This window comes from Priestia sp. JSM ZJ58 (assembly GCF_044383985.1).
GTDB classification, from domain to species: Bacteria; Bacillota; Bacilli; order Bacillales; family Bacillaceae_H; genus Priestia; species Priestia zanthoxyli.
Genome location: NZ_JBISEM010000001.1, coordinates 2397175 through 2411416 on the forward strand (window position 1 = coordinate 2397175; position 14242 = coordinate 2411416).

General features: G+C 36.0%; 15 protein-coding genes. 4 read left to right on the top strand and 11 right to left on the bottom strand.

Annotated elements, in window-relative coordinates; all coding sequences use genetic code 11:
• Positions 1–36: 36 nt before the first annotated feature.
• The 4 genes from ACH6EI_RS12755 to ACH6EI_RS12770 form a co-directional block, all read right to left on the bottom strand.
• Positions 37–510, bottom strand: coding sequence for a hypothetical protein (locus ACH6EI_RS12755; protein ID WP_034266114.1), 474 nt, complete (start codon positions 508–510; stop codon positions 37–39).
• A 244-nt stretch (positions 511–754) separates the two neighbouring features.
• Positions 755–2215, bottom strand: a complete 1461-nt coding sequence (locus ACH6EI_RS12760; protein WP_028413362.1) for an aminoacyl-histidine dipeptidase — start codon at positions 2213–2215, stop codon at positions 755–757.
• Positions 2216–2410: 195 nt separating this feature from the next.
• Positions 2411–3187: a 3-hydroxybutyrate dehydrogenase gene (locus tag ACH6EI_RS12765; protein WP_028413363.1), complete on the bottom strand. Its 777-nt coding sequence runs from the start codon at positions 3185–3187 to the stop codon at positions 2411–2413.
• A 19-nt stretch (positions 3188–3206) separates the two neighbouring features.
• Positions 3207–4487, bottom strand: coding sequence for a GntP family permease (locus ACH6EI_RS12770; RefSeq protein ID WP_014460118.1), 1281 nt, complete (start codon positions 4485–4487; stop codon positions 3207–3209).
• Positions 4488–4824: 337 nt separating this feature from the next.
• Here ACH6EI_RS12770 and ACH6EI_RS12775 point away from each other — a divergent pair, with 337 nt between their 5' ends.
• On the top strand, positions 4825–5424 hold the full coding sequence (locus ACH6EI_RS12775) for a DedA family protein (protein ID WP_098999324.1): 600 nt from the start codon (positions 4825–4827) through the stop codon (positions 5422–5424).
• A gap of 41 nt (positions 5425–5465) precedes the next feature.
• Here ACH6EI_RS12775 and ACH6EI_RS12780 read toward each other — a convergent pair whose 3' ends face one another.
• From ACH6EI_RS12780 to ACH6EI_RS12790, 3 genes are all read right to left on the bottom strand, one after another.
• The gene (locus ACH6EI_RS12780; RefSeq protein WP_108674721.1) at positions 5466–6773 is read right to left on the bottom strand and encodes a CitMHS family transporter; all 1308 of its coding nucleotides are present in this window, start codon (positions 6771–6773) and stop codon (positions 5466–5468) included.
• Positions 6774–6971: 198 nt separating this feature from the next.
• On the bottom strand, positions 6972–7679 hold the full coding sequence (locus tag ACH6EI_RS12785; RefSeq protein WP_098999322.1) for a response regulator: 708 nt from the start codon (positions 7677–7679) through the stop codon (positions 6972–6974).
• Positions 7676–9136 (bottom strand): ATP-binding protein, encoded by a 1461-nt coding sequence (locus tag ACH6EI_RS12790; protein ID WP_226313294.1) that lies wholly within the window; start codon positions 9134–9136, stop codon positions 7676–7678. The genes ACH6EI_RS12785 and ACH6EI_RS12790 overlap by 4 nt, the downstream gene beginning before the upstream one ends.
• 359 nt (positions 9137–9495) lie before the next feature.
• Between ACH6EI_RS12790 and ACH6EI_RS12795 the strand changes: the two genes are divergently transcribed.
• The 3 genes from ACH6EI_RS12795 to ACH6EI_RS12805 all read left to right on the top strand — a co-directional run bounded on the left by ACH6EI_RS12795 (position 9496) and on the right by ACH6EI_RS12805 (position 11553).
• Entirely contained in the window at positions 9496–10266 is a 771-nt protein-coding gene (locus tag ACH6EI_RS12795; protein WP_028413364.1) for an SDR family NAD(P)-dependent oxidoreductase, read from the top strand.
• Positions 10267–10441: 175 nt separating this feature from the next.
• A complete protein-coding gene (gene sspL, locus ACH6EI_RS12800; RefSeq protein WP_013057030.1) occupies positions 10442–10582 on the top strand; it encodes a small, acid-soluble spore protein L in 141 nt (46 codons plus the stop codon).
• A gap of 299 nt (positions 10583–10881) precedes the next feature.
• On the top strand, positions 10882–11553 hold the full coding sequence (locus ACH6EI_RS12805) for an NAD(P)H-dependent oxidoreductase (RefSeq protein ID WP_028413365.1): 672 nt from the start codon (positions 10882–10884) through the stop codon (positions 11551–11553).
• Positions 11554–11582: 29 nt separating this feature from the next.
• Here the strand turns inward: ACH6EI_RS12805 and ACH6EI_RS12810 are convergent, their stop codons facing one another.
• From ACH6EI_RS12810 to ACH6EI_RS12825, 4 genes are all read right to left on the bottom strand, one after another.
• Complete coding sequence (locus tag ACH6EI_RS12810) at positions 11583–11870, bottom strand: hypothetical protein (protein ID WP_028413366.1); 288 nt, start codon at positions 11868–11870, stop codon at positions 11583–11585.
• Between the two features lie 115 nt (positions 11871–11985).
• Positions 11986–12204, bottom strand: a complete 219-nt coding sequence (locus ACH6EI_RS12815) for a spore germination protein (protein WP_028413367.1) — start codon at positions 12202–12204, stop codon at positions 11986–11988.
• Between the two features lie 164 nt (positions 12205–12368).
• Positions 12369–13037 carry a fructose-6-phosphate aldolase gene (fsa, locus tag ACH6EI_RS12820; RefSeq protein ID WP_028413368.1) on the bottom strand — a complete coding sequence of 223 codons (669 nt, stop codon included), beginning with the start codon at positions 13035–13037 and terminating at the stop codon, positions 12369–12371.
• A gap of 300 nt (positions 13038–13337) precedes the next feature.
• The gene (locus ACH6EI_RS12825; RefSeq protein ID WP_028413369.1) at positions 13338–14078 is read right to left on the bottom strand and encodes a metallophosphoesterase family protein; all 741 of its coding nucleotides are present in this window, start codon (positions 14076–14078) and stop codon (positions 13338–13340) included.
• Positions 14079–14242 lie beyond the last annotated feature (164 nt).

The following is a 14242-nucleotide window of genomic DNA, read 5'->3' on the forward strand; positions in this document are numbered from 1 at the left end:
TTTATAATATGGATTCTGCTTTTCTATTGGGAACTGTTAATACTGATTCACAAAGCTCTGGATTTTACATACGAATTCAGAAAGATTCTCCTTTATCTCTTTATCTTCTGTTTTCGTTACTTGCTCTTGTATGGCATCAATCATTAAACGTGCTCTTTTAGGATCTATAGAGGCCGGCTGGCTGCTATTATTTGATAAACTCTTCAAAATTTGATTAGTCATTTTGTTTTTATCATGAATATAAAATAACATTTGAGGAACTTGATTAATTAACAAATTTACATACCTGCGAAACTCCTCTATCTCATATAATTCTCTTGAAGTACCTTTAAAGCCATCAACGGAAAGCATAAGACTCTGGTAGCCTTTATCACTGCGTTGATTAAGTGCTTTAATGACTTTTAAAAATCGATCGAACTTTAGATAACGTATTTCGTCTTTCTTTAATTCTAAAAATTCAATTTCTCCTTTTTCTAAAAAAGGATCTTTGATAAGACTATTATCATTCATATACATTCTCTCCCTACTAATTTATTAGTTGCAGAGCTTGTTTTGAATTCATTTGTCTATCGTTTTAGTAATTGTTTACCTCTTTTAGGACCGTTTTAAAACCTTTATTTGTAAAACGCTTACATAAATGTTCTCAATTGCCTGACGCGTTGATGGAACCCTATTTATTATCTGATAAATGACGAATGAAAAAGAGCTCCTTTACAGAAGCTCTCTTTTTAAGATTATAGGAATGCTGATAACTTTATATCTTATTTGCCTCTTTTAATACTGCTAATAAGTATTCCCATGTCTTAATAGTAGACGGAATGCTCAGGTGTTCATCAGGTGTATGAACGTCGTACATATCGGGTCCGAGCGAAATGGCATCTAATCCAGGGATTTTTTCTAAGAAAATACCGCATTCAATTCCAGCATGGATGGCGATGATCTCCGCCTCTTCACCATACTTTTCTTTGTAAACCTTTTTACATAATTCGCGAATTTTTGAATCTCCATTGTACGCCCATTCAGGATAATTACCTTTTGTTTCAACTCTTCCCCCGACTACCTGAGCAAGTATGCGCACTTGACTTACTATTTTTTCTTTTAAGCTTTTTACTGAGCTGCGAATTTCATTTTGAAAAACAACCTCAGATTCTGTCGTCGTGATCACACCTAAGTTGGTAGAAGATTCTACTAATCCTTCAATATTCATACTCATGCTTTGAACGCCGTTTGGTGTTAGCATAATAGCTTGTACAATTCGTTCTGTCGTTTCTCTTGTAAAACATTTCTCAACGGAAGAAAATTTGTTTATTTTTACATATACGCTCGGATCAGCCGCTTGTAATTCATTTTTTACTATTTCGTTCCACTCACGAATCTTATTTTCTAGCTTTCCTACCTCAGAAGGCTCAACTGATAGAATTGCTTCTGATTCACGGGGAATTGCATTTGATTTTAATCCTCCGCTAATGCTGCTTAAAGAATAGGGAAGTTCTTGTTGTAAATCATACAAAACTCTCCCTAGCAGTTTATTCGCATTTCCTCTTTCTTTGTCAATTTCCATTCCGGAATGTCCGCCGCGCAGTCCTCCGATGCTTAAGCTATATGTTTCTGAGTTATTGGAAGACGACTCCCAGTTTATAGGAATACGAAGCACGCCTTTTACCCCGCCTGCGCTGCTGACAAGGAGCTTTCCGTCCTCTTCTGTATCAAGGTTAATAAAGATTTTCCCTTCAAAATAAGCTGGATTTACAGCAATGGCTCCGCCCATAGTCGTTTCTTCTTCAGTGGTAATGACTACTTCAAGAGAGGGATGCGCTATATTTTGAGCATCTAGTAAAGCCAGTGCATATGCAACGGCAATCCCGTTATCAGCTCCTAGCGTAGTACCATTTGCATAAAGCATATCTTCAACAATTCGCAGTTGAAGCGGATCTTTTTCAAAGTCATGGACAGTTCCTTTATTTAACTCGCATACCATGTCCATATGTCCTTGCAAAATGATAGCTGAAGCATGTTCATATCCTTTAGTTGCCGGCTTTTTAATGATTACATTTAAAGCTTCGTCTTGGATAACCTCAAGGCTTCTTTCTTTTGCAAAAGAAACTAAATAGTTACTAATTTCTTTTTCATTTCCAGATTCTCTAGGAATAGCTGAGATTTCGTTAAAGAAATAGAAAACCGGATGTTTAATTAATTCATTTACTGTTTGCACCATATGTATCATCCTTTCTAATCTGTACGCTTTTTTATCCTACTATTTATCTTGACAGTAGAAATAGCATATGAGGCTTTTTTTATGTATCGCCTAGTTATATTTTAACGTTGATTAACTCAATAGAATAGATATAACCTAAAAAAGCATAAATGAGCCCGTTGGACTCATTTATGCTTTTAATGATTTGTTCTATTTTTATTGAGCTGTATATCCGCCGTCCATTACTACCGCTTGACCAGTTACACCTTTTGCTTTATCACTCGCTAAGAAGATAGCGTAGTCAGCAATTTCGCTCACGTCTAGTAATCTTTTTTGAGGGACTAAAGGATAAATAACTTCTTCAAGAACGCTTTCTAATGGTACGTTTCTTGTTTTAGCTAAACCATCTAACTGACCTCTCACTAGTGGTGTATCCACATAACCAGGACAAAGTGCATTAACCGTAATACCGTGTGCTGCACCTTCAAGAGCAGCTACTTTTGTTAGCCCAATTACACCGTGTTTGGCACTGTTATAAGCCGCTTTGCCTGCAAAACCGATTAAACCATTGATAGAAGAAACGTTAATAATACGTCCGAACCCTTGTTTTTTCATGATTGGAAACGCGTGCTTAATCGCCATAAATGGAGCTGTCAGCATAATTTTAATCATTAACTCATACTTTTCAGTTGGAAACTCTTCGATTGGAGAAACATGCTGCAAACCAGCGTTGTTAATGAACGTATGAACCGCTCCAAAATGTGCGTTTGCTGTTTCAATTAAATGTTTGATTTCTTCTTCTTTTGTTACATCCGCTTTGACACCAAGTGCTTCGAATCCAGCTTCACGAAGATTTTGTGCTGCAGCTTCTACGGCAGTTTGATCAATATCAGATAACACAATTTTCCCGCCGTTTTCAGCGAATCGTTTACCTATTTCAAATCCAATTCCTCTTGCTGCTCCTGTGATTACAATTACTTGATTTTCAACCATGTGTATTCTCCTCCTGTTTTTAAATAATGCCGGCTGCCGCTAATGCGACTCCTGCAAATAAAGCGATTGTCGGGATGATAAATGCAACAACAAATACGTCTTTATACGTTTCTTTATGCCGAAGACCAGTTACAGCTAATAGCGTTAACAACGCGCCGTTATGCGGTAAAATAGATGCACCTGACGCAACGCTTGCAATACGGTGAAGCGCATCGGCGCTTAAATTCGTCGTTTGAGACAAGTGATACCACGTATCTCCTAATGCTTGAAGCGCAATACCCATACCACCGGATGCTGAACCCGTGATCATCGCTAGCACTTGAACGCTTAACGCTTCTGAAACGAGCGGATTACTCGAAATGTTTAGTAGTACGTGCGTGACATCTTTAAACTCTGGAACTGCTGTAATAACCGAGCCAAAGCCTACTGCTGCACTCGTGTTAATAACAGCCATTACGGATCCTTTTGCTCCTTCATTTATAGAAGAAATAAACGTCTTATAGTGTTTGAAATTAATAAGTAAAATAGAAAAAATACCAATTAATAATGATACGATAGGCTCCCATTTTAAAACGTTTAATGTCACGACAACGATAATCAGCGGTAAAATAGCTAACATTACATTCATCGAGTCCTGCTCTTCACTTGCGGCAACCGATGATTCATTAGGCTCAGTAAACCCTTGATTTTTAGCTTTTAATTTTTTATCGCGATAAGCTAACCATAAATAGCCTCCCACTGCCATAATAAGACCTGAGACAATTCCAATAATCGAACCGGACATTGCATTGGTTTTAAATGTAGCAGTCGGAATCAGATTTTGAATTTGAGGCGTACCTGGAATCGCTGTCATTGTAAATGTAAATGCTCCGAGTGCAATGGTTGCTGGCAGTAAATTTCGCGATACGTTAGCTTCTCGAAATAATGCGATTGCTAAAGGATAAATCGCAAAGACAACAACGAATAAACTGACTCCGCCGTATGTCAAAATGGCTGAAGCAATCAGCACCCCTAAAATGGCTCTTTTACTTCCAAACAATTTAGCAATGCGCTGCGCTAGCGACTTAGCTGCGCCTGTATCTTCCATTAGCTTTCCAAAGACGGCTCCTAATAAAAAGATGGGGAACCATTTTGCAGCGAAATCTACAAACCCTCCCATATACACATCTGTATAAGTAGGCAGTACTTTTAAACCGCTAAAATAAGCAACAAACGTAGCGACAACAGGTGCCACCCAGATAATAGACCATCCTAGATAAGCAAAAAACATCAACAATAACAATCCTACAATAATAACCACACGGTAACCTCCTTTCCTTTTAATACATATACATAATGGATTATTTCACAACACAACAAGTTTACACCCGTTAGTTTTATAAGTAAAATGAATAAAAGGAATCAAAACTATGAATAAAAGTCGTAGTTTATTTAAAAATTCACACTCAATTATTTTTTTCCTATAATTTCACTTTGAGTAGAAGCTATAAAATATACTTCCTTCTTTTTTCCTTGTACAAGCTAAGTTTTTTTCTGTTATATCCCGCGCTCTTCCTTTATTTTCTTTTCTCTTATAAGTTTTTCCGAACATATAGATGGGTATTTGAATGTTATGACACAGAAAAAGAGGCGATCTTATGCTACACTTCATAACAGACTTACTGAAACAATTTGGAATTTGGGGACTTTTAAGCGGACTGGCCATTGAGGCTTCCTCCCTGCCGTTTCCTGGTTCTCTTCTCACCCTTACCTACGGATACTTATTAAACATGCACATAGTGAAATTATTATTAATCGCTCTTGCAGGAAGCGCCGTTTATACAGCTTTTAGCTTTATACCGTATGGGATAGGCTATAAATTAGAAGATAAGGTAAAGAAAAAATTATCAAAAAAGAAAAAAGCATTTGAGAAATCGCAAAAATGGTTTAAAAAATGCGGATTATGGAGTATTGCGATTGCTCGTCCTTTAGGGCTCGGCAACTACATTTCTTACCTTTCAGGGCTATCTAAAGTAAAACCTATGCCGTTTGCTCTGCTCACATTTCTTGGTATCTTTCCTTTGAATATTGCCATGCTTTGGCTAGGACAAATCGGAAACTTTAAGTCCATTCAGTCTTTTATCTCAGATGCACAAACTTATATTCTAATTGCAGCGGTAGTGGCTGTATGCGGATTTTTAATTTATAAGTTCTATTTAAAAAAGAGCAGCTGCAGCGAACAGTCTAGTTCAACTTAAGATTAAGAATATAAAAAAAGACCCCTCGGGGTCTTTTTTTATTAAATAGAAATAACACCTAAGATTAATGCAGCTAGTGTCATCACCGCCGTAGTTCCTAGCGCCCACTTAATTAAAAATCGTTGCAAATCACTAAATTCAATTCCTACCATTCCAATTAATAAGTGAGCTGCTGCTACCAAGGGACTTATCACGTGAACAGGTTGTCCTAAGATAGCAGCTCTTCCAATTTCAGCTGCGCTAATGCCATAACTTTCGGCAGCTTGAGCAATAATCGGCAATACGCCAAAATAAAAAGCATTATTAGACATAAAAAATGTAAAAGGAGCACTTAAAAATGCTACTACAACTGGCAAAAAAGGGCCCATTGCATCTGGAATTATTCCTACAAGTGCATTTGCCATAGCATCAATCATCTTTGTTCCAGACATAATTCCTGTAAAAATACCTGCTGCAATAACAATTGAAACGACGGCTACCGCATTATTTGCATGAGATGAAATTCGCTGCTGTTGATCTTTGATGTTTGGATAATTTATTAGTAATGCAATAGCGAATGCTACCATGAACAAAAGCATCAGCGACATGAAGTCCATAATTAAGCACACCATAAGACTAACGGTAAGCAGAAAATTAAACCATACTAACTTAGGACGTCGATAGTCTGAATATTGCACTGTTCCCTCTACTTCATGTGCGTGTGCAATTTCATTTGCAGAATGTTTAATATTGATAACTCCTAACTTTTTTCTTTCCCTTCTTCCAAGTACAACAGAAACAAATAGCACCCATAGAAGCCCAAAACCCATTACAGGTATCAAAGGCAAAAACAACTGAGATGAATCCAAATTTAATGAACTCATAGCCATAGCAGAAGCACCTCCCCACGGAGTCATATTCATAACTCCCATAGATAGCATCGCTACTCCTGCAAGGATAAGTGGATTCATTTCTAAGCGTTTATATAGCGGAAGCAAAGAAGAAACCGTTATCATATATGTAGTAGTTCCATCCCCATCTAAAGCAACCATCATTGAAAGCACAGCAGTTCCTACAACGATTTTTAGAGGATCTCCTTTTACAACCTTTAAAATGAATGAAACAAGAGGGTCAAACAATCCTGAATCAATCATCAACCCAAAATATAAAATAGCAAATAAAATCATAATAGCTGTAGGCGCAATGTCTTTTACACCCTCGAGCATCATAGGTCCCATTCCACTAGCAAAACCGCCTATTAGACCAAATATGATGGGGATAATGATAAGAGCAACCATTGGGGTAAGTCGTTTTGACATAATTAAATACATGAAGACTGCAACCATTAAAAATCCTAATAAAGAAAGCACAGATATTTTTCCTCCTTTTTTGATAACGTTTTCATTTTTATTTGCTACACGTTACTAAAAAGGTATCACTTGTTGAAGCTGGTTCATAGATAACCAACATAAGTTTAATATCTTTTATAAAAGTAATTTTTTTCATTTTTTTCATGCATCATTTCTATATAAAAACGAGATAGCGGATAAAAACCCACTATCTCGTTTTTATGTAAGATTAGTTACTCGATATTTCCGTTCGGGCCTCCCTACACTTCCATACACTATTTCAACCTGCATTTCCTTACACGATACTAAATACTCTAAATACCTTCTCATTGTTGAATAACTGATACCGACTAATTGAGCAAACTCATCTACATTCAAGCTTTCCTGAACTTTGCAAACTTTATCTCTTACCAAACGAAGAGTATGTTTATCAATACCTTTAGGAAATGCTGTTACTGCAGCCGCTGATTGATTGCGGCGACTATGATGTGTTCTAAATAAATGGTCTATTTTGTCTTGATTAATCATTTTATTTTCAGTTAATTCTATTCTCGTAGACTGATAATGTTTTAAAGTAGATAAAAATTTATCAATAATTACAGGTTTCACCAAATAACCAAACGCTCCGCCTCTTATTGCTTCTCCTACTGTTTCAACATCATTGGCTGCCGTTATTAAAATAATGTCGATTCCTCGATACTTCTTTCTAATTTCCCATAGCAGTTCTACTCCATTGATATCTGGCAAAAAGACATCTAATAAAATTAATTGCGGTGTAAATATTGTCAGTAATTCTAAAGCCTGTTCTCCAGATCCTGCTGTCGCAACAACAGTGAAATGCTCTAGTTTCTTAGTAAATTGTTCATAAATTTGTGCAGCTGTAGAATCATCTTCTATAATCATGACATTAATTTGATTTTCAGTCATATCGATTCTTCCTTTTCATTATTTAATAGCTTTGGGATAACTAATGTGAATCTTGCTCCCTGTAACATACTTTTGCTTATGTATAGTTCACCTTTAAGCAACTCTACAGATCTTTTAACAATGGTCAATCCAATCCCGTGATTTTCACCTTTTTTCGTTGTGTAACCATCTATAAAAATCATATTTTCTACTTCTTTTGATATCCCTTGTCCATTGTCTTCAACTTCAAAAATCAGGTCGTTTCCTACATCTGTAAAAGATACCAGCACGTTCCCTTTATGTTCTCGCACAGCCTCGAGCGCATTATCAATTAAATTCCCCAAGATGGAAACAACGTTTTTTGCCTCTTCGATATCTAAAGTACTTGTTAAGTTACTATCTTGATCAATTTCTAAAGTGACGTCTAATTCTTTCGAACGATTGATTTTCCCAAGTAAGCAGGCAGCAATCAAAGGATCCTTCACAGAAGACATTAAAAAAGAAAGAATATCTTGGCGTTCCTTTACCTCTGATGAAATCATTTGCATGACATGCTCATATTTCTTTAACCTTAATAACCCGTAAATCACGTTCAGCTTATTTAAAAATTCGTGATTTTGAGCGCGTAAATTATCAGAGAACATTTTAATTTTAGAAATCTCTTCAGTCAATTCTTCAATTTGTGATAAAGTTCTTATGGTAAGAACGATACCTTGCACTTCTTTTTTTCTTACAATAGGAGATAAATCTAAAATATACTGCTGACCATCTAGTAGAAGGGATTGGTTAGAATACACGCATTTCTCTTCTATTGCTTGATCAATTAGCTGTCCTAAACGGGTGTTCTTTATCTCTCCTCCTATTGCTAAATGAAGGTTATCAAAGAGCTCTCTAGCCCTTCTATTCATCGACGTTACATATTTTTCGACATTTACAGTAACAGTAGCATCTCGAATAGATTCAAGGGTAGCCTCTTTTTCTTTAAAAAGAAAGGAAATTTCCTCTGGTTCCAGTCCAAATATTAGTCTTTTTACCCGCCTTGCAATAAAGAAAGCCCCAAATGCTCCAATAAGAAAAGGAATACAGGACAATTTAATAATTTTTATTCTATAATCATTAATCTGTTTTTCTATATTGCTTACAAGAAGCCCTACCGAAGAAACACCTATAACGTTTCCTTGGCTATCCCATATGGGGGTTTTGGCTTTAATTGCAAATCCTGAAATTCCTTTTCCTTTATAAATAATGGATTGATGCTTCTTTAAAGAAGCTTCATTGCTTGTTTTGGTATGTTTTCCAATGTAACTACTATTGGGATGAGAATAGCGTATTCCTTTATCATTGGCGATGGTGACATAATCTGCCCCTGTGGTTTTTCTTATTTTTTCAGCAACAGGTTGGATGTGCTCAGAAGGATTTTTCTGCTTAAAAGCTTTTACAATCATTTTATCTTCAGAAGCTAATTTTGCTACTGTCATAGCTTGATTACCTACATATTTTTCGACAATTTCATCTACCATTGCAGAAAATAAGATGCATACAAGGACGGTACTAACAAGAATAACTACAGTGATGAGTAATGTAATTTGGGCAAGTAAGCTAAGTCTTCTATTCACGTAAAGAGAACGCATACATTCCTCCTTTTAAGGAATTAATAATGAAATAAAATACCGTCTTTTGTTTTAAGTTTAGCATAAAAAAAAGGAAGTTTAGCACCAAACTTCAAATGTTTATAATCAGACTGATAAAGGGAAAAATAAATCGAATAAACGCTTGACTTAAAGTATACTTTAACAATTATAATCAATTCGAAAACATCGCAAATGGAGGAATTAACATGAAATATACAGTAATCACTGGCGCAAGTTCGGGAATTGGATATGAAACAGCTTTAGCTTTCGCAGCGCGCGGAAAAAACCTTATATTAGCTGCACGTAGAGAGGACAAGCTGGATGAGTTAAAAGAAAAGATTGAAAAACTGAACCAAGATGTAAATGTTATTATCCAGTCGGTTGATTTATCCGTGGCAGAAAATGCTCACACGTTTTATGAGTCGCTTAAAGAATATGAGTTAGAAACATGGATTAACAATGCTGGATTTGGAAACTTTGCTTCTGTCGGTGAACAAAAATTAACTAAAATTGAAACAATGCTTCACTTAAATATCGAAGCCTTAACCATTCTTTCTTCTCTATTTGTAAGAGATTATGAAAATGTTGAAGGTACACAGCTTATTAATGTCTCTTCTGGAGGCGGCTACACCATTGTTGCTGATGCAGTCACTTATTGCGCAACAAAATTCTATGTAAGTGCATTTACAGAAGGTCTTTCTCAAGAATTGAAAGGAAGAGGATCAAAAATGCAGGCTAAAGTTCTAGCTCCAGCGGCTACTGAAACAGAATTTGCACAGCGTTCGATGGATATGAGTGATTTTGAATACGAAGGACGAGTACCTAAGTTTCATACGTCAAAAGAAATGGCTGCTTTTATGCTGGACCTTTATGATAGCAATAAAACGGTAGGACTTGTAGATGGCGTGACTTACGAATTTCAATTAAAAGATCCTATCTATCCATATGCAGACAGAGCGACAAGTTCAGATTCTTAAACAGAAAAGCACCCTTTTAGGGGTGTTTTTTTATGGACTCTTGAATGGGTATCTTGTTTATGTGATGAAAATGCTTAAAGATAGTCGTGTTCAAACTCGACTTATACTTGCACTCTTTATTTCCTGATTTTTGTTTCACTTTTTTGCACATACTAACCGAACGGAGGTGACGAAAATGGGTACAAAAAAATCTGCTAACCGAGGTCAAGTAGCTCCTGGTGTTAACCCTCAAGGGCACGGAAAAGATGTTGAATTTTCAACAGAACCGAAAAGTGAACTTGAAAACAAAGCGAAAAAATCAAATACAAAAATTTAACTAAAAAGGAGAAGGTTCCTCTTCTCCTTTCTCCCCCTCTTAACTGCTTTCCTACATACACTCCCCAGGTCGTTTACTTCTTTCTGCTTCTTATAAAACTGTATCAATAGTATAAAAAAGTATACTATACAACAAAAATGTGCGTACTTGTTAGGATGAATTATATGATTTATGATAAATCTGCAAACGGATTTTACGACAAATTGTATGTTAACTGACTGTTAGTTGTAAGCTATACAGGGTATAGATTACTCTGAACAGTTCATCATTAAATATTTTTACAGAAAGGTTGTTTACACATGAACAATACAGATAAGAAACAAGAAATTTTAGACGCATTTAACTTTCGTCATGCTACAAAAGAGTTTGATCCAGCGAAGAAAATTTCCGATGAAGATTTCCAATTCATTTTAGAAACGGGGCGTTTATCTCCAAGCTCAGTAGGTTACGAGCCGTGGAAATTTTTAGTCGTTGAAAATGAAGATTTAAAAGAAAAATTAAAAGCTGTTTCTTGGGGAGCACAAGGCCAAATTCCTACAGCAAGTCATTTTGTTATTATTCTTTCTCGTACAGACGCAAGATATGACTCTGAATATGTGTTAAATCTTCAGAAAAACGTAAAAGAAATGCCGGAGGATGTATTAGAGACATTAATGCCTCGCTACAAAGAGTTCCAAGAAAATGATTTTCACTTGTTCGAAAGCAAGCGAGCACTATTTGATTGGGCCAGCAAACAATCTTATATTGCACTAGCTAATATGATGACATCAGCTGCTCAAATTGGCATTGATTCTTGCCCAATTGAAGGGTTTAACTATGACCAAGTACATGAAATTCTAAAAGAAGAAGGATTACTAGAAGACGGCAAGTTTGATGTTTCTGTTATGGTTGCGTTCGGCTACCGTATTCACGAACCTAAACGCGAAAAAACAAGAAGAAGTATGGATCAAGTTGTACAGTGGATCAAATAATAAACCAAAAAAAGAAGAGGTGACGTTGCTCACCTCTTCTTTTTTATATCTTTATATGCTGCTATAAAATCACCAGGATCGGTGTGTATGGTATAAGCGAACATTCCTTGATTTGTATGTAAGTATAAAAAGCCGCTTTCTTTTGAAACGCATTTGTAAGAGATGTCAAATACGCTGTTAATGTGAAAGGACTCATTCTCTGTTTCAATATTATCAGTATATAAGCACATGTCTTTTGAATGCTGAATCGTCACTTTTTTTGTTCGTTTTATTTTTCTTTCAACGTATGTATAAGGAATCATAGAAATAATGCTCATAGCACAGCTCCCCTTCTTTATGAATATTTTCCTTTTGGAGCATAAAATATCTCGTTAACAAAACTCTATCACTTACCAAAAAACAATTCCAGAAATACTCTTTCTGGAATTGTTTTTAAGATTGTTGCTCTTTATTTTCTTCATCTTTGCAAAAGTCGATATTACTGTTTGTCATAGAGGCAATAGCAGGAGAGCCATTTCCAAACGAAAAACAAGCTCCTACCGATTTTGTATTGGCCGTGTGACTATTTTGTACAACACAGCCTACGCTTACATTTGAATTGTCTTTTAACCCGTTAGTCACGATATTCTCAATGTTAATAATACATCCCATTTTACCACCTCTTTCGTTTCTATTAACGTATGTCATCTCTGTATATATGTATAGGATGTTCGCCTATTAATGATAAGTTGTTTGCTGCAAAATAGAAAAAAAGAATCTTCGTATACCCTTTAAATAGAGAAGACACTCAAATGATGTCTTCTCCTTAAGTGAATTTAACTTTTCACAGCTTTTTCCCAGTCTGATGCAAACTTTTCAATTCCTTGTTCTGTTAACGGGTGTTTTACTAATTGTTCAATTACAGCATACGGAATAGTCGCAATATGAGCCCCAGCAAGAGCTACTCGTGTGACGTGATCTGGGTGTCTGACTGACGCTGCTATAATTTGTGAGTCAATGTGTTGAATTCGAAATAGCTCGGCAATTCGAGATACCAGATACACACCGTCTTCTGAAATATCATCTAAGCGTCCTAAAAATGGCGATACGTATGTCGCACCAGCACGGGCTGCTAGAAGCGCTTGATTCACTGTAAAAATTAACGTTACGTTTGTTTTCACGCCTTTTTTAGCTAGATAACGGGTTGCTTCCAATCCAGCAATGGTCATAGGAAGTTTAATTGTTATATTTTTGTCTCCTCCGTTAATTTTTATAAGCTTTTCTGCTTGCGCAATCATGTCTTCTGCTGTTACTGTGTCGGGTGTGACTTCTGCTGAAACGGATTCTACTTCCGGGACGGTTTTTAAAATTTCTTCGATGCGATCTTCAAACTTTACGCCTTCTTTAGCTACTAGCGAAGGGTTTGTGGTAACACCTGATAATACCCCGATTTTATATGCTTTTTTAATATCTTCCAGGTTAGCTGTATCAATAAAAAATTTCATCATGTATTCCTCCACTCGTTATGTTAAAACCAGCTTTTCAGGGGCATTTTTGCATAACTTTATGTTCAAATGGAATTGCCCTCTTCATATTGTCTTCATAAAATAAAATTTATTTCCTTTCAAATGCTGTATGTTTTTCTCCAAGTTTTCCCTTCTTTAAACTCACCTGAATAACTTCTATTTGTATGTATCATACTAATGATGTTGAAAAACCTCTCATTTACTCAACTAAAAAACCTCTCATTTACTCAACTAAAAAACCTCCAGCATTTATGCTGAAGGTTAAGATACATTCTACTCTTAATTTTTTAGTCCTCTATAGCGAGCTGTTTTTAATTCTTGAACGTAGGGTTCAAAGTCCGGCATCTCTACAGCTCTCGCCAATTCGATTGCTTTTTCAATATCGTATGGAATACGCACAAATTGAATAGAAAATGCTGAAGGACTTTCGCCTTGATCCTTTCCTTCTAAGATAAGATAGGAAGCTTGTGGTAAATCAAGCGGGTTTCCTACACTTCCTACATTACACAGCGTTTTCCCTTTAATATGTTGAATAAATGCATTATGTACATCTCCGTAACAGATGACATCCGGTTCTCTTGATCCTTTTATATTTTCCGTATATTCCGTATTAGCAAATAGACTAAGGCGCTTTTCAAGTGAATCCCAGGGTTGAATTCGGTCATAAAGACTTCTAGGTGAAGCGTGAAACATTCTAATTAATTTCCCGCTCATCATAAACTCAACAGAAAAAGGAAGTTCCTTTAAGTATGCTTCTTGGTTTGAACTTAACTTCTCTTGATGCCATTTTAACGCTTCAAATTCCGCAGGCTTTGTAATGAAGTCATCCCAGTTCCCCATTACTGTTACTTCGCACTTTTCTTTTATGATATCAATTGCTTTACTTGAATCCGGTCCTTTTCCTACTAAATCACCTAGACAAATGATGCGATGGATATCTCGTTGTTGTATGTCAGCTAAAACTGCTTCTAATGCAGGGAGATTTCCGTGGATATCTGAAATAACAGCAATTTTGTCCATTGATTCCTCCACTCCTTTTTCATATGTATGTATTCAAGCCTTTTCTTTATTATAACATTTTATGATAAGACCGTTTACTAAAACGGGTCCTCTTCATTTAACAAGCAACGGTATAATTCGAATGGATATAAAAGGGAGGAATAAGAAGCGGATTTTTATGGATT